Annotated in this window: 13 protein-coding genes; 8 read left to right on the forward strand and 5 right to left on the reverse strand. The window is 44.1% G+C overall.

The genetic code is table 11. The features are described 5' to 3' along the window. The first annotated feature begins 113 nt into the window (after positions 1-113). Positions 114-413 (forward strand): hypothetical protein, encoded by a 300-nt coding sequence (locus W234_RS0107670; protein ID WP_025646249.1) that lies wholly within the window; start codon positions 114-116, stop codon positions 411-413. A gap of 77 nt (positions 414-490) precedes the next feature. Here W234_RS0107670 and W234_RS0107675 read toward each other — a convergent pair whose 3' ends face one another. Next, entirely contained in the window at positions 491-1,984 is a 1,494-nt protein-coding gene (locus W234_RS0107675) for a lytic murein transglycosylase (RefSeq protein WP_025646250.1), read from the reverse strand. Between the two features lie 279 nt (positions 1,985-2,263). On the opposite strand from W234_RS0107675, the gene W234_RS0107680 reads away from it, so the two are divergent. The 3 genes from W234_RS0107680 (at position 2,264) to W234_RS0107695 (ending at position 8,771) form a co-directional block, all read left to right on the forward strand. Further along, a complete protein-coding gene (locus W234_RS0107680) occupies positions 2,264-4,213 on the forward strand; it encodes a site-specific DNA-methyltransferase (protein ID WP_025646252.1) in 1,950 nt (649 codons plus the stop codon). Between the two features lie 48 nt (positions 4,214-4,261). After that, entirely contained in the window at positions 4,262-5,320 is a 1,059-nt protein-coding gene (locus W234_RS0107685) for a hypothetical protein (protein ID WP_025646254.1), read from the forward strand. Between the two features lie 613 nt (positions 5,321-5,933). After that, positions 5,934-8,771: a DEAD/DEAH box helicase family protein gene (locus W234_RS0107695; protein WP_084212640.1), complete on the forward strand. Its 2,838-nt coding sequence runs from the start codon at positions 5,934-5,936 to the stop codon at positions 8,769-8,771. A 62-nt stretch (positions 8,772-8,833) separates the two neighbouring features. Here the strand turns inward: W234_RS0107695 and W234_RS14860 are convergent, their stop codons facing one another. The 3 genes from W234_RS14860 to msrA form a co-directional block, all read right to left on the reverse strand. After that, positions 8,834-9,001, reverse strand: coding sequence for a DUF1499 domain-containing protein (locus W234_RS14860; RefSeq protein ID WP_264673188.1), 168 nt, complete (start codon positions 8,999-9,001; stop codon positions 8,834-8,836). 202 nt (positions 9,002-9,203) lie between these two features. Next, positions 9,204-9,881: a thiopurine S-methyltransferase gene (gene tmpT, locus W234_RS0107705; RefSeq protein ID WP_025646260.1), complete on the reverse strand. Its 678-nt coding sequence runs from the start codon at positions 9,879-9,881 to the stop codon at positions 9,204-9,206. A gap of 128 nt (positions 9,882-10,009) precedes the next feature. Continuing rightward, positions 10,010-10,534, reverse strand: coding sequence for a peptide-methionine (S)-S-oxide reductase MsrA (gene msrA, locus W234_RS0107710; protein ID WP_025646261.1), 525 nt, complete (start codon positions 10,532-10,534; stop codon positions 10,010-10,012). A 186-nt stretch (positions 10,535-10,720) separates the two neighbouring features. Here msrA and cmoA point away from each other — a divergent pair, with 186 nt between their 5' ends. The 3 genes from cmoA to W234_RS0107725 all read left to right on the forward strand — a co-directional run bounded on the left by cmoA (position 10,721) and on the right by W234_RS0107725 (position 13,957). Continuing rightward, positions 10,721-11,530, forward strand: coding sequence for a carboxy-S-adenosyl-L-methionine synthase CmoA (cmoA, locus tag W234_RS0107715; RefSeq protein WP_025646262.1), 810 nt, complete (start codon positions 10,721-10,723; stop codon positions 11,528-11,530). 202 nt (positions 11,531-11,732) lie between these two features. Beyond that, positions 11,733-12,767: a tRNA 5-methoxyuridine(34)/uridine 5-oxyacetic acid(34) synthase CmoB gene (gene cmoB, locus W234_RS0107720; RefSeq protein WP_025646263.1), complete on the forward strand. Its 1,035-nt coding sequence runs from the start codon at positions 11,733-11,735 to the stop codon at positions 12,765-12,767. Between the two features lie 59 nt (positions 12,768-12,826). Then, a complete protein-coding gene (locus tag W234_RS0107725; RefSeq protein ID WP_025646264.1) occupies positions 12,827-13,957 on the forward strand; it encodes a DUF1176 domain-containing protein in 1,131 nt (376 codons plus the stop codon). Here the strand turns inward: W234_RS0107725 and W234_RS0107730 are convergent. Beyond that, positions 13,954-14,172: a DUF2788 domain-containing protein gene (locus W234_RS0107730; RefSeq protein WP_025646265.1), complete on the reverse strand. Its 219-nt coding sequence runs from the start codon at positions 14,170-14,172 to the stop codon at positions 13,954-13,956. The genes W234_RS0107725 and W234_RS0107730 overlap by 4 nt on opposite strands. Positions 14,173-14,427: 255 nt before the next feature. Here W234_RS0107730 and argS point away from each other — a divergent pair, with 255 nt between their 5' ends. Further along, the gene (gene argS / locus W234_RS0107735) at positions 14,428-16,257 is read left to right on the forward strand and encodes an arginine--tRNA ligase (protein WP_025646267.1); all 1,830 of its coding nucleotides are present in this window, start codon (positions 14,428-14,430) and stop codon (positions 16,255-16,257) included. The last annotated feature ends 66 nt before the right edge of the window (positions 16,258-16,323 follow it).

Here is a 16,323-nt window from a genome sequence, read left to right on the forward strand (position 1 = left end):
TATAAGAATAATAAAATAAGGTCTGATGACTATTTAGTATAAATAGACGCTAGTCTTATACGATATATTCTGTAAATTATTTACTTGATTTTTACTTGGTTAAGGAGAGCATAATGAGTAACTCAAAAAGTGATGAACTAAAGCATGAGATTGATGGGTTAGAAAAAGCCATGCATGATGCCGATCAGTTTCGCACGCTAGAAGAGCAAGTCGCTGATATGAAGCGCCGCGGTATCGACCCGAGTCAAGCCTATAAGGACTTGGATAGAAAGGAAGAAGATGAAGATTGGGGCGATGACACTTGGAAAGAAAACGGCAAGTGGGAGCCAAAAACACCTGCTGATCTCGATGACAAAGCTCGCGAAAACTGGGGTGGTGATAATGGCAAGCCTAATCCACCGCCTATTGTATAAACGACAATATCTAATAGCTAAAAAAACCACATCAACTTGATGTGGTTTTTTTATGTCAGTATAAAGTCTAATAGGGTTTAGTTAATACGCTCAAGACGTACGCTGCCATCACTATTAGTCACTCGGCGATAGCGGATATTACCATTGTTACTAGCAGGCTGTATCGTTCTTTGCACAGAAGGCTGCGGGGAGTAAACATTAGGCGTGGTCGTCTGCCGCTGAATCAGCTGACCCATACGATCGGCAGGTGCTGGATTTAGAGACTGACTATTGATAGACGGATTGCCGACTGGTTGGCTATATTGATTACCATACTGGCTTTGGCGAGGGGCGGCACTGCCAATGATGGTACGATAAAACTTCTGACCGGCGCGGCCATCAGCAGGGAAGATACCGCGGCTGGTTTGATATTGCTGAATCGCGGTGCGGGTATTATCCCCGATAATCCCATCAACGCCGCCAATATCATAACCTGCGTCTAGTAGCGCTTGCTGGATGTCTTTGGCTTGTTGACGGCTGATACCTGGATCGTCGGTCGGCCAAGCGGTGATAAAGTCAGTTTTGCTACTGTCCTCACGCGTGATCAAGTCAGATAAGTGGGCAATCGCTAAGGCATAGTTTTCTGAGGCGTTGTACGAATAAAAAGTATCAAAGTTTTTGCCGACTAAAAAAGCGGGACCATCGATACCGGCTGGCAAGAGTAATCCGGCGCTATTTAAATCGTAAGGCAGTGGACGACCATCAGCTAGGGTCAACCCTTGATTACGCCAATGGCTCATCGATTTTTTGTTCTTACGGTCTGATGCTGCCCAGTAACCATCAGGTAGCTTGACTTCATAACCCCAAGGCTCGCCTGTGCGATAGCCACGGTTATCCAAGAAGTTCGCTGTAGAAGCGAGTGCATCCGGCACGCTATTGACGAGGTCGCGGCGACCATCACCATCAAAATCGACTGCCAGCTCTAAAAAGGTACTCGGCATAAACTGCGTCTGCCCAAACGCGCCCGCCCAAGAACCGGTCATATCATTTGGCGCAATATCACCGCGCTGCACGATTTTGAGTGCATTGGCAAACTCACCTTGGAAGTAGCTTTGGCGACGATCAAAACAAGACAGCGTCGCGAGTGACTCGAACAAAGGCTTTTTGCCAAGCGTTTGACCAAAGTTGGACTCAACACCCCATACCCCTAATACGTGCTCAGGCTTGACACCATATCGCGACTCGATTTGGCGCAGCGTATCACGCCATTGGTGTTTGGCGCGGATACCGTCTTCAACGCGCTCTTTATCCACTAGCGCGGATAAATAGTCCCAAACGTCTTTTTGAAACTCAGGCTGATAGTTCAGCGATTGAATGACACTTGGATCAGGCTGGCTTGGGCGGTAGTTATTAAAGGTGAAGCTATCGACACTACGAAATTTACTAGAGTTTTTGAGTCCATCTAGGCACTGCTGAAATTCGCTATTAGACAAGTCAGGTGCAGGCGGACGAGCGGCCTGCGCGGTGCTAGCAAGACTGAGGCCAATAGCAGCGGTCAATAGAGAGAGGGTGGAGAGCTGATTCAAACGCATGGAAATATCCTGTAAAGGTAGAAAACAGAGCATAAAATCAAAGATTTAATTAGAGTAACCAATATCGATAATAAAGAAAAGTACTAGCATGGCTTGGTTACGATAAGCTGACGTAGGGGTGAGGTTATTACATGAGAACTGAGTTTTTTGTCACGTCATTTGCTGTCGTCTGAATAGCCGAAAAAGTCGCACTATCCATAGTGCTATTGTTATACTGTCCCGATGCTAACTTCTATACTTTAATCATCTTGTCCTTTCACGAACAGTGTAGCCGCAACTATGAGTAATCCGATACATCCTACCAGTCAAACTCCTCAAGATATAACTCTTGCACAGCTCAAGCAGATAATGCCAGAAGCATTTAGTGAAGGTCAGCTTGATATCCATAAACTCACCGCGCTGTTATCTGAGCAAGATATTGCACCCGCGCAAGAGGCGTATGGACTAAGCTGGGCGGGCAAGCATCAAGTCTATCGTGAGCTAAAAACTCCAACCAGTCAGACGCTAGTGCCAGAGCCTGATGAGTCAGTCGATTTTGATACCTCGCAAAATCTATTTATCGAAGGCGATAACCTGGCGGTGCTAAAGATACTACAAAAGAGCTATCACAGCCGTATCAAGATGATATATATCGACCCGCCATACAATACGGGTAATGACCGCTTTGTCTATGCCGATGATTTTAGCGAGAGCATTGCGGACTATAAGGCGCGAGCAGGGCAAACCGATGCGGACGGTAATCTGACCCATAGCGATGGCATGCGTGGCAACCGTAAAGAAAACGGTCAGTATCACAGCAATTGGCTAAATATGATGTATCCACGGCTGGCACTGGCAAAAAGCTTGCTGCGTGATGATGGGGTAATATTCGTTTCAATAGATGATAATGAAGTGGCAAACTTACGTTTGCTGATGGATGAGATATTTGGCGAGGAGAATTTTGTAGCTGAAATCGTTTGGCAAAAAAAGTATTCACCTCAAAATGATGCTACCTACTTTTCATTAAATCATGAACAAATACTCTGTTATGCCAGAAGTTTGAATAATTTTGAGAGAAATTTACTGCCTTTAAATGAGGAACAGATAAAAAGATATAAAAATCCAGATGACGATAAAAGAGGAGTCTGGAAAAGTTCTGACTTGTCTGTTGCTACCTACAATCAAGATTACGACTATGAGATAACAACACCATCAGGTCGTGTTGTCAGTCCGCCCCAAGGAAGATGTTGGAATACGAGTGAAGAAAACTTAGAAAAGTTGATTAAAGATAATAGAATTTGGTTTGGTAAAGATGGTAGTAATGTACCTTCTGTTAAGAAGTTTCTAACAGAAACAAACGACGGTGTTGTACCAATTTCTTTATGGGGTTATAAGGATGTCGGTCATACACAGTCAGCTACTCAAGAGTTAAGAAAACTAATGGGTGAGAAAATATTTGACCATCCTAAGCCAATACGATTAATACAAAGAGCAATGAAAATTTCATCTAGTTCTGATGATATCATCCTTGATTTCTTCGCAGGTTCTTCAACCACCGCTCATGCGGTTATGGCGTTAAATGCTGAAGATGCAGAAAATGGCAAAGCAGGTAAGCGCAAGTTTATTATGGTACAAATCCCCGAAGTCATTGATGCCAAAGATAATCAAAGCGCTTATGAATTTTGCATTAACAATAATATGCCGCCTAATATCGCCGAGATATCCAAAGAGCGCATTCGCCGTGCCGCTGCCCATATCACTTCCGAATTACCTGAAACCGTGGATAGCACGGCGCTTGATTTTGGTTTTAAGGCGTATAAACTCACCGACAGCAACTTCGTCCCGTGGCAGCAGCCCGCCAGTTATGACGCCGACAGCCTAATGGCGCAGCTTGAGAAACACCTTGACCCTATCGTTGACACTGCCACCACTGACGGTATCATCACCGAGCTGATGCTCAAAGAAGGCTATACCTTGACCGCAGATGTTATAGAGGTCGACGGCTATTATCTGGTCACTCAAAACGATGCGCTAATTGATAATTTTGATGCTGACAGCTCTGATAACGCGGGCACGTCGATGCGCCTAGCGATAGTCCTAGACGATATGACCACTAGCAAAGCCACACAAATCATTGCGCGCGCTCCCAATAAAACGTTGATTATGGATAGAGCCTTTAGCGATGACGCCAATAAGGCAAATATCGTGTTGCAGTTTGAGGATGCAGGGCTTGTGGTTGGGTGTGTTTAAAATTCAAAAAATTAAAATTTAATATATAGTTTTGAGGGGTCGGTTATTATGGATAGAGTATGTGTAGAGTTTTATGAGCTAAAAATTTCGACTATTCCTATAAGAAATAAAAATAATTTAGCGCCACCTTATGAGTATGCACCTATAAAGCCCGTATTTGAAAGTTTAGAAAGTAACCTGAACGAAGTATATAAGACTAATGAAGATGATGTAGAATTAAAAATTAGTGATAAATATTGGATAGGAAAAGGTAGGTATAGCACTAGCATACAGTTCTTAGAGATAAGTCAACACTATATAAAACTTGCGATTAGTTGTTTTGATAAAGAAGCCCCCGACCGTACACTTCATCATATAGAAAATGAGCAGGAGGAGGTGCAGACTAGAGGTGACTTGCAGGCTGAAAAGGTGATATGTCATTGCGTGATAAAATTTACTGATAATTCAAGAATAGCAACATTGGCAATTGAGCGTGTGAATAAATTTCCAGTCAGTATCATAGCTAAATATATAAATGCACTATTAATTAGACTTAAAGCATTTGATAGGAAAATTAATGATACGAATGGTGTGTTTTGCGCAGACAATGCGGATGGTTTTAGAGATAATGAAGGACAGCCACTAAAATTGTGGTTCAAGCTTAAACCAACGTTGGAACCTTTAATTGGTGATGAGCTTATAAATGCTGTTATAGATGGTAGATTAAGTGCCGTTAAGGTTTCAAGCTGGAGCAATAGTGGCTTTGATGACCCCAATAATGATTTTAGTAAAGAAAAAGAAGATTTAATTTTCAGTGTCCAAAGTGTACCAGACGGTAGTCAAGAAAATATCGTTAGAGGTTATTTAAGAAGAGTCATAGAAGTTGTCAAAGGGAACCGTAGAGTTGAATACAATTCTAAAACTTCTCTTATATTAGAACATGAACAAACAGGAAAACCTCAAGTTTGTCAAGTTGAAGAAAGTGCAGATGGAGGTATCACTAGTTTTAGTGAGAAATTTATTAGACGGAAGTACTTTGATCCTTCTAATAAAAGACAACGCGGGGTCGGCAACACTACTCATAATAATTTATTTTTTGAAACTATTAAAAATTTAATGGATGACTAAGCTTATGCTAAATTACGCATTTAAAGCTTTTGGGTTTCTTAAAGTCGAATATGATGGTAGGAGTTATAATAAATTTTTATATTGTATACCACTAGGTACTTCTATTCTTATAACGATATTATTTTATCTAATAAATATAAATGCAGAAGGTGTTATTAATATATTTCTAGAAGATGCCTTTAGTAGTCTAAGTACTTTTATACAGGTATTACCTGGATTTTATATTGGATCTTTAGCAGCAATAGCTTCTTATAGTTATGCTGGACTAGATAGTGAAATGAGTAGTCCTAAAGTAAAAATACAGGAAAGAACCACTAATGGAAGTAGACCGTCTCTTTTAACAAGAAGACGTTATCTCACTATTATGTTTGGCTACTTGGCTTCGATAAGTATGGTTTTGACTATAATGGTTTTTTTTACCACGTTACTATATTCAATAGGCGTGTTTCCTGTAGCACAGAGTATTTTCTTAACAATATATTATTTAGTTGTCCTAGTCTTTTTCTCCATATTTATACAAATGCTACTCATAACATTTTTTGGAATATATTATCTTTCAGACCGTATGCATAGATAAAGTATCGACAAATATTAAAAAAGAATTTATTAAACCATGATAACCCTCACCTTTGAGCCAAACCTTGAACACCAAAGCCATGCTATCAATGCCGTGGTTGATATCTTTCGTGGACAGCCGTCACAGCTGGATGCTAGCTCGTTTATTGAAAGTTTTGAATTAAAGCCACCTTTCAATGTCGTTAATAGTGCCTCAGTGATTAGCCAGCAAATCACCAGCCAAGCCATAGCCAATCAGCGCATTATCAGCGATGAGCAAGTGTTGGATAATATCCAAGCCGTGCAGCGTGAACATAATATCGAGCCGTCAACCACGCTCTATGACGATGACAAAAACCTTGCTCAATATGGACTTAACGCCTCGATCGAGATGGAGACCGGCACAGGCAAAACTTACGTCTATCTGCGTAGCATCTACGAGCTGTATCAGACTTATGGCATGCGTAAATTTGTGATTGTCGTACCGTCAGTGGCGATCCGGGAAGGCGTGATGAAGTCTATCGAGATGACCAAAGCGCATTTTGCCGCCTTGTATGACAATACTCGCGTGGATGCGCGTATATACGATAGCAAAAATCTAAATAAGCTACGCGATTTTGCCACCAGTCAAACCGTGCAAATCTTGGTCATGAACATTGACGCCTTTGCCAAAGACCAAAACATCATCAACCAAGTTCGTGAGCAAGGCATAGCCCCGATTGAATATATCCAAGCGACCCATCCTATCGTTATTGTCGATGAACCGCAAAATATGGAAACCGCTAAGCGCTTGGACGCTATTGCCAGTTTGCAGCCGCTGATTACCCTGCGTTATTCAGCGACGCACAAGTACAGCCGTCATCTGCTTTATAGCCTAAACCCAGTCAAAGCCTATGATGCAGGTTTGGTTAAGCAAATCGAAGTTGACTCCGTTATGAGCGATGACAGCTTTAATGAGGCCTATATTGAGCTGCTAGATATCACGCCCAAAAAGACCAAGATCACCGCCAAAGTAAGCGTCTATGCCAACGTCAAAGGCGTGGTCAAAAAGAAAACTATCAGCATCAGCGACAACGATGATCTCTACAAAAAGACCGAGCGTGAAATATACGCCAATGGCTATATCGTCAGCGGCATTAACGCTGTGGAGGGCTACATTGAGTTTGATAATGGCGTGGTGATTTATCAAGGTCAGCAAACCGGCGGTATGACCGATAGCGTCATGCGTTATCAAATTGAGCGTACTATTGAGGCGCATCTGGATAAGCAGCGCAAGCTATTGCCGCAAGGAATTAAAGTATTGTCCTTGCTGTTTATTGACCGCGTTGATAACTATCTAATTAATAATGAGGTGATCAACCAAACAGACGGCTATACGCGCTCAGGTAAATTTGCCCAGTGGTTTGAAGAGATATATCAGACGTTATTAGATAAGCCTAAATATCGTGATTTAAAACAACAATTAGCAATGCATTATCAGGCTGAGGTCAGCGAGATTCATAACGGCTATTTCTCTGTCGATAAAAAGGGACGCGCTAAAGACACCTCTGGCACCACCAAAGGCGACGATGATACTTATAGCTTGATTATGAAAGATAAAGAAAAGCTGCTGAATCTAAATAATCCGCTGCAGTTTATTTTTAGCCATTCAGCACTACGTGAAGGCTGGGACAATCCCAATGTGTTTCAGATATGCACCCTCAACGAGACCAAATCCACCCTAAAAAAACGTCAAGAAATTGGTCGTGGTCTGCGTCTATGTGTTGGTGCAGATGGTCACAGGATTTATGACAAGCAGATTAATATTCTCACCGTCATCGCCAATGAAAGCTATGATGACTTTGCTAAGAGTTTGCAAAATGAGATTGCGGATGATTGCGGTGTGAGCTTTGCAGGACGGGTAAAAAATCAAGCAGACAAGCAAGCGGTTAAGTATCGTAAAGGTTTTATGCTAGATGACAACTTCAAAGCCATTTGGGATAAAATTAAACAAAAGACTCAGTATCAAGTCTGCTTTGATACTGATGAATTAATAACTGCCGTTACCAGCCTAATAGCCGATATGGAAGAAATAATCGCGCCGCAAATTCAAGCGAACAAAGTACGCCTGACTGTGAGTGATGACGGCGTGGAGAGTCGCTTATTAGCCGTCAATAGCCAACGTCAGTATTATGCTAAGGATAATAGCTATGATGGTAGCGACACTGATGCAGACTCAAACGCGCCTCAACCCACGTGGCAATTGCCTGATATCTTGGCTTATCTGGCTCGCCATACCAAGCTGACCCGTTTGACTTTGATGGAGATATTGCGTCAAAGTGGACGTATTGATGAGATGCTTATTAATCCGCAAGTCTTTCTAGAGCGCTTAATTGCGATTATTAAGCAAGCGCAAACTGACCTCATGGTAAAAGGCATTGAGTACCAAAAAAACGGTCAAATATATGCCCAGCGATTATTAGAGAGCTTAGAGGCTCAGCCGGCGGATGTCTATGCCAGTGATGATCATTTCGAGGTTACCGATACCCATAAGACGATTTTTGACAACTTAATACCACTGGACTCCAATACTGAGCACCAGTTTGCACAAGATTGCGAGAGTATGGAAAGCGTACGCTTTTATTTTAAGCTGCCTAATTGGTTTAAGATTGATACGCCACTTGGCAGCTATAATCCGGATTGGGCAGTGATTAAAGAAGAAGATGAGGATGTAAGGCAGTTATACTTTGTCGCCGAAACTAAGAACACAGGCGGCAAAAGTGCAGCAGGTCATGCGGTAGATATCGCCAAGCTACCACTACCGCAACAACAAAAAATCCGCTGTGGTCGAGCGCATTTCAAAGCGCTAGACAATGAACTGAGCTTTAAAGTAGTAGAAACGGTGGCGCAGTTGTAATTTATAGTAAATAGAAGCCCTAAACGAGATTTGGGACTTCTATTTACACCTGTTGTAAAAAACTACTCTCCCAAAACCTTATCTAACTCCTCAATAAAACCACTAATGCGCTCGGCATTCTTACCTAAGTCGCTCTTACCAATACGCGACTTACTCCGTACATCGAGCAAGCGCTCATCGCCCTTATCGGTAATACGTATTACGATATCATCCTTAAACCCAAACCACATAGTGCTATCTGTCGCTTCAATGACACCTGCACGATAAGTAATATCAGCGCTGCAATACCAGTGATAACCGCATATTTGAAGCCCGCAAAAGCAGTTCCCAATTCCACTAAGCCAGATCTGTAAAGGGGACCGGGTAGCGTCACTAGCAAAAATGCCGCCAAACTCATTAGTAACACTAAGATTTTCATATTGCGCTTCTATCTCAAGGGTTATTATTATCAGCGTTAGGTGTCAATAACCAAACATGCTCAGTGACGCTTAGTGCCGCATTAGCGTTTAAGATTGAGGGGTTGTCCTCAAGCTCAGTGAGCTGATAAGTATCGCTATAGTACTGACGCACTTGCTCAGGGCTGACTGAGAATGGCGGGCCATCCTTTTGACTTTGATCATAATGGATAGTGACCAGAAGCTGCGGCGCGTTATCGCTTATATTAAGTATATGTTCGCAATACTTCGGGCGCGTATCTGGCGGTAAGGCTATCAGTGCTGCTCTATCATAAACGGCATCAATTTGACCGACGTCTTCGCTTGTCAGCGCAAAAATATCGGCGACCCACAGCTCAATAGTCTGCCCTGATAATTGTCCTTGATAGCGTTTAATATCCGCGTTATTGCTAGGCTGAGTCACTGTAGGAGTAATCCCTTGTTCAGCAAAAAACTCCTCTACCGCCGACTCGACCAGCTCGATACCAATCACCTCATAACCTTGCTGCGTCAGCCAAGCCATATCGAGGGATTTACCGCTTAACGGCACTAATATTCGGCCGCCTTTGGCTACATTTAAAGTAGAAAAATACGCCTTCAATAGCGGATTGACCTCCGACTTATGAAAGCCAATACGGCCTTCCTGCCAACGCGATTGCCAAAATTCTGGATTCATACGGTTTTCCTTAACGTAATTTATGGAGACATAACGATATCATACCGCTAATTGGCATAAAAAAAACCAAGTGTCTTTACACTTGGCTTTGCTTATAACGGTATCTATAACTAGGGCTTCAACAACGTTTAAGCGACCATGTACTCTTTGAACTCTTGACGTAATTTGGTGAGCTTTGGCGGAATGGCGAAGTTGCAATAAGCTTGATTCGGGTTGCGATTGAAGAAGTCTTGGTGCTCTTCTTCAGCATCATAAAATTCGATAGCAGGGTGCACTTCTGTGACGATATCGATACCCATATCGCGTAATTTATTGATAGTGCGATCGATGGTCGGCTTTTGCTGCTCTTCGTCAGTATAGAAGACGACACTGCGATACTGGCTGCCGACATCATTACCCTGACGGTCTTTGGTGGTGGGATCATGAGTGGCAAAGAAGATATCTAAAATCACTTCTAATGGCACGATAGCGTCATCGAACTCAACCTTGACCACTTCGATATGACCGCTATTACCGCCGCAGACCGCGCGATAATTGGCAGTGGTGGCTTCACCGCCCATATATCCTGATACCACGGACTGTACACCTTTGACAGATTGAAAAACGGATTCAGTACACCAAAAACAGCCGCCGCCTAATATAATCGTTTGCATAATATTTCCTATTATTAATCATTTAAACTAAGCCTACCTTGCGATTTTGACTGTACGCTTATAATGCTTAGTTTTACCTGTTTAGCATAACAAGCAGGCTTTGAGCTATGAGTAACAAACAGTAATGTTATAATGGGCTTTTGCTAAATGTTCTACCATAACACTATCTGTCAAACGAGCCGTTCCATGAGTCACTCTAATTCCTCTCCAGAAGCTGATATCGAGCCTAGCGTCAAACCCGATACGCTATTCGATAAACCCTTTACCACGCCGTTAGATAAAGTAGCGCGCTTCTCCTTTGATGAGCAAGTGGTTGCCTGCTTTCCCGATATGATTCGCCGTAGCGTGCCAGGCTACGGGCAAGTATTAGCGATGCTGCCCATTTTTGCGCGTCGTCATTGCAAGTATCGTCAGCAAAACAATAACGGTCAAAAGGTGAGCCGTATTTATGATTTAGGCTGCTCGCTTGGCGGCGCGACAATGGCTTTGGCAGGCGAGTTTGAGTCAACAGACTTACAGGTTAAGGCAATAGATATCTCGCCTGCGATGACCAGCGAAGCCGAAAAGTTATTAAGCGATAATTACCCTGAGCACGATATCGAAGTCATCACTGCTGATATTCGCGATATCGAGCTTGAGGCTTGCGATATGGTTATTCTCAATCTCACCTTACAGTTTTTGCCTGTCGCCGATAGAGTCGCAGTGCTAAAGAAGATATATAACGCGTTGGAGGAAGGCGGCATCTTGGTCTTGACGGAGAAAACGCACACACTCGATGAGCAATATGATGCTTGGCTCATTGAGCGTTATTATGACTTTAAACGCGCCAATGGCTATAGCGAGATGGAGATCAGTGGTAAGCGCAATGCACTAGAGAATGTATTAATTACCGATACTTTAGAGCAGCATCACGAGCGTCTACATTACGTTGGTTTTAAGCGACATTTAACCTGGTTTCAGTTTTTAAACTTTGTGTCGATTGTAGCGTTTAAATAGGGGTGGATTCAGCTTTTTTAGATATGCCGCTATTCTACGGCAAGCTTCATGTATAAGCGGTTTTTATCCAATCCTTAAAAATAAATAACCTATGCCCCGCAGATTTCACGACCATTAAAATGCGCTAAACTTGAGGCTCATCTTTTCCTCTTTGTTCTTCCTCTTATCTGGCCAACGATAACTAAGCGAAACTTGAAACTTTATGACCAACAACACCATTGCCAACGCTGAACGTGAGCTATATTTAACCTTATTAACCATCGCTGAGACGCATCCCAGTGCTTATGAGTGGCTGACGAAATTACCCGAATGGCTCACCGCTATCAAAGATAAGCGCAACTATGCGCATGCGCCCGCTTATCAGTCCTCGGTGGCGCGTTTGCCTGATTTAAACGTCGATAGTGTGAATTTAAATAGTTCGGCTATCACGGTAAATGCTGAGCTTAGCGACTCTGAGCGTAAGCAAGCTTTAGCGCTACTTAAGCAATTAATGCCGTGGCGAAAGGGACCATTTCAAATAGGTCATGAGAGTTCAGGCATTCAGATAGATACTGAGTGGCATAGCGACTGGAAGTGGGAGCGGGTAGCGCCGCATTTGAGTCCGCTAAAAGGTCGGCGGGTACTCGATGTCGGTGGCGGTTCAGGCTATCACGGTTGGCGCATGGCGGGGGCAGGTGCTCAGACGGTGATTATCGTTGATCCGTCCTGCCTGTTTTATCATCAGTTTATGGCGATTCGGCATTTTGTTGGTGCAGCGGATATGAATGATACAGGTAATTATCGCACGCACTATATTCCCGTACCCTTAGAGGCACTGCCGGAGCACAGTCAGCTGTTTGATACGGTGTTTAGTATGGGGGTGCTTTATCATCGCCAGTCGCCTTTTGAGCATCTACAGCAGCTGCGCGGTCAGCTGGTCAAAGGCGGTGAGCTAGTGCTTGAGACTTTAGTAATCGATGGTGATGCTAATACGGTACTAGTGCCACATGATCGTTACGCGCAGATGAATAATGTCTACTTTTTGCCATCGGTTGCGGCGCTAATCGGTTGGCTTGAAAAGGTAGGGTTTCGTGAGGTGCGCTGCGTCGATATCGATGTGACGACGATAGAGGAACAGCGCGCGACCGAATGGATGACCTATCAATCGCTGGCAGATTTTCTTGATTCCAATGATCAGAGTAAAACGATTGAGGGCTATCCTGCGCCGAAGCGCGCGACGCTTATCGCCAAGCGGTGAGGTTTTTAGAGCGTGTTTATTTGGCATAAGGAGTGTGACAGACGACAATCTTATCTTTTTTGAGGGTAGCGAGCGTTAGTGCCTTATTATCCGCAGCATCACTATCTGCTGCCGCATCAGACGCCTACGGGGATGCGTTCAAGGGCAGCGGCTTTGTGAGCGGTGATTGGCAACTGGTCTGTGATAATACTTTGACTTGCCGCGCAGCCGGTTATAGCGATGAAGTAGACGATTGGCGCGGTAGTGTTTTGATGACCGTAACGGCAGGTGAGAAAACACCACGTACGCAAGTTTTACTGAACTACTGGGAAGCATCAGACGAGATAATCGCGCAAATTAACGCGGCAAACGAGCCTGTTGAATTATGGCTAAATGATAAGCCTTATGGTGAGGTTAAAAACGGAGAGCTGACTAGCAAGCAAACGGCTCAACTTATCAAGCACGCTCGCCAAAATACTAAAATAGTGTTGGCAAGAGGTGATTACCACTGGCAAATATCTGACAAAGGTATGGCCGCTGTATTATTGAAATTAGACGACGTCCAAGGCCGAGTAGGCACATCGCTTGCACTAGTCAGTAAGAATAATCCCAATCGGCAAACTCCAAAAGCGGCTAATGCCAAACCTATCATCAAAAAAGCCTTTGTATATGCTGACCCAGACAAGCAGCCGCTTGCACCATCGACCTTGAGTTATTTTCAAGACAATATCGATACGTGGGTAGATATTGACTCTGAGGAGTTAATGGGTACAAAAGAGAGGATGGGAGAGTGTGAGCTGGTCAATCCAAAAACCAAAGCCTACCAAAGGATCCAAGAGTATAGCCCAAGTGAGCTTAACTGGACGTTTATACCCGTAGATAGTCAGTATACGTTAGCGGTTCATAGCTGTTGGACGGGCGCTTATAATTTTGGCAGCGGTTACTGGCTTATAGATAATACGCATCCCCAAAACCCGCAGCTGATTACTACATCAGGTAGTCGTTATGACAATGGCGAGATATTCGCAGCGCATAAAGGTCGCGGATTAGGCGACTGTTGGTCAATGACTCACTGGGTTTGGGATGGCAAAACCTTTGCAAAAGCACTTGAGCAGACCACAGGGTTATGTCGCCTGATAGAAGCAGGCGGCGCTTGGGGTATGCCCACTTATGTCAGTGAAGTGGTTGTCAGTGAAGGGCTATCCCCTTAAATCAACCACTTCTTAAAGGCTACTTCAAGTAATAGTTTGAGTAAAAAGCCCATAAACCCAGCGCCGAGTGCCAAAAATATCCAAAAGGTGCCCGCGCGGCCGGCATTGGATTTTTTAGAGATATCGAACATAATAAAGAATAAAAAAGCGATAAATATCGGTAGTAATATATACAGGCCCCAATTGGTGACTGTGTTAGCAGCAATGGCGAACATATCTACATCCTATGGTATAAGTTGGGTAGCATTATAACTTCTATTACTGTGATATGCGTGTATCAACTCTGTAGGACAACCGCTAGGCCCTGATTATTACGACTAAGTAGTCATCGAAGTAGCGTTAAGCCATTTATGTGCGTAAATCAGCACGCAGCGCTACTATTTTTGTCAATTGTGATGCAATAAACCCCAAAGATTGTTATATTTACGGGTTATCACTTTTTTGTCCTATTTATCTGAGTTCATACCCCTATGTCACAAGCCCAAATCGATACTTTAGCCGCCCTGTTTGATGATGCTGTCCAAACTCTAAAAGAAGGCGGCGTATTGCCTGCTGATTGGCAAAATAAGAGCCAAATTACTCGTACCAAGGATTTAAGTCACGGCGATTTTGCCAGTAACATCGCGATGACCGCTGCCAAAGCCGCCAAAACAAATCCGCGCACGCTAGCGGAGCAAATCGTAAACGCGCTTCCTGATAACCAAGATATCCGCCAAGTGGATATCGCCGGGCCTGGCTTTATTAACGTGTTTTTGCACAGTGATGCTAAGTTTGCCGTTTTAGAGGATATCTTCGCTCTACAAGACCGCTTTGGTCTTAGTGAGCAGTACGCAGGGCAAAAGGTGCAAGTCGAGTTTGTCTCCGCCAATCCGACCTCAAGCCTGCATGTCGGTCATGGGCGCGGCGCCGCCTTTGGTATGAGTGTGTCCAATTTGCTTGAAGCCGTCGGCTATGACGTTACCCGTGAATATTATGTCAATGACGCCGGCCGGCAGATGGATATCTTGGCGACCAGTACTTATTTGCGCTATCTAGAGGCGAACGGCGAGAGCGTCACTTTTCCTTCTAACGCTTATAAAGGCGACTATGTCCGCGATATCGCCGAGACGGTAAAGACGCAGCACGGCAACAGTTACGTGCATTGTTTTGAGCAAGTCGCCAAAGACGTTGCGGCAGATGCTCAGTACGATATCACCGCGAACGGTGACAAGGAGCTGATCTCAGGTGACAAAGAGGCGCATATCGATGGCTTAATTGCCAATAGTAAATCATTGTTAGGCGCGAACTATGAGTTGTTTCTTAATGCGGCGTTGACGGGTATTTTGGCTGACATTAAAGACGATTTGAACGATTTTGGCGTGCGTTATGAGCGCTGGTTTAGCGAAAGATCAATCACTGATGAGATTGAGCCGGCGCTACAAATATTAGAAGACAAAGGCCATCTATACGAGAAAGACGGTAATGTCTGGTTTAAGTCGACGGATTTTGGCGATGAAAAAGATCGGGTGGTGCGCCGCGCGAATGGTCAGACCACGTATTTTGCCTCCGATATCGCTTATCACAAAAACAAGTTTGACCGTGGTTTTGATAAAGTCATCGATGTCTTAGGCGCGGATCATCACGGTTATGTGCCGCGAGTCCGAGCAGCGCTATTGGCTCTTGGTATCGACGCCGAGCGTTTGGATGTGGTGTTAGTGCAGTTTGTTGCTTTATGGCGCGGCAGCGAAAAAGTACCCATGTCTTCGCGCTCTGGGGAGTTTGTGACACTGCGTGAGCTACGTGAAGAGGTCGGTAATGATGCTGCGCGTTTTTATTATGTGGCGCGTAAGCCTGAGGTGCATGTAGACTTTGACTTAGAGCTGGCCAAATCCCAGAGCAAAGACAATCAAGTGTACTACATTCAGTACGCGCACGCCCGCGTCTGCCGCGTATTAGAAAAACTAGAAACTAGCGGGCTGAGCGTTGATGACAGCGTAGGTGCAGCGCAGCAAAACTTGCTGAGCGCGCCAAGCGAAGAGGCGCTTATTAAGCTGCTAGCCGCTTATCCTGCGACTTTATTGCGCGCCGCAACAGGTTATGAGCCGCATATTTTGACCAACTACCTCAAAGAGTTAGCCGCGCTGTTCCACGGCTGGTATGACACCAACCGTATCTTGCCTATGAGCTTGACCTCAGGGGCGACACCGAGCGCTGAGGAGCTAGATATGATGCAGGCGCGCCTGCGTTTGTCAAAGGCGGTTCGGCAAGTACTAGCTAATGGCCTAAATCTATTAGGGCTGACTGCGCCTTCTAGCATGTAGGCGAATACGTTATACTGCTATCAGTGTGGTTTTAGATTAATATAGTCTTATATCAACATAGTCTTA

The sequence above is a fragment of the Psychrobacter sp. TB15 genome, from assembly GCF_000511655.1.
In the GTDB taxonomy this organism is placed as follows: Bacteria; Pseudomonadota; Gammaproteobacteria; order Pseudomonadales; family Moraxellaceae; genus Psychrobacter; species Psychrobacter submarinus.

Coding starts and splice junctions, on each gene's coding strand:
- W234_RS0107680 (WP_025646252.1), top strand. CDS start 2,264: ATGAGTAATCCGATACATCCTACCAGTCAAACTCCTCAAGATATAACT.
- W234_RS0107670 (WP_025646249.1), top strand. CDS start 114: ATGAGTAACTCAAAAAGTGATGAACTAAAGCATGAGATTGATGGGTTA.
- W234_RS0107675 (WP_025646250.1), bottom strand. CDS start 1,984: ATGCGTTTGAATCAGCTCTCCACCCTCTCTCTATTGACCGCTGCTATT.
- W234_RS0107685 (WP_025646254.1), top strand. CDS start 4,262: ATGGATAGAGTATGTGTAGAGTTTTATGAGCTAAAAATTTCGACTATT.
- argS (WP_025646267.1), top strand. CDS start 14,428: ATGTCACAAGCCCAAATCGATACTTTAGCCGCCCTGTTTGATGATGCT.
- W234_RS14860 (WP_264673188.1), bottom strand. CDS start 9,001: ATGTGGTTTGGGTTTAAGGATGATATCGTAATACGTATTACCGATAAG.
- W234_RS0107695 (WP_084212640.1), top strand. CDS start 5,934: ATGATAACCCTCACCTTTGAGCCAAACCTTGAACACCAAAGCCATGCT.
- W234_RS0107730 (WP_025646265.1), bottom strand. CDS start 14,172: ATGTTCGCCATTGCTGCTAACACAGTCACCAATTGGGGCCTGTATATA.
- msrA (WP_025646261.1), bottom strand. CDS start 10,534: ATGCAAACGATTATATTAGGCGGCGGCTGTTTTTGGTGTACTGAATCC.
- cmoA (WP_025646262.1), top strand. CDS start 10,721: ATGAGTCACTCTAATTCCTCTCCAGAAGCTGATATCGAGCCTAGCGTC.
- tmpT (WP_025646260.1), bottom strand. CDS start 9,881: ATGAATCCAGAATTTTGGCAATCGCGTTGGCAGGAAGGCCGTATTGGC.
- cmoB (WP_025646263.1), top strand. CDS start 11,733: ATGACCAACAACACCATTGCCAACGCTGAACGTGAGCTATATTTAACC.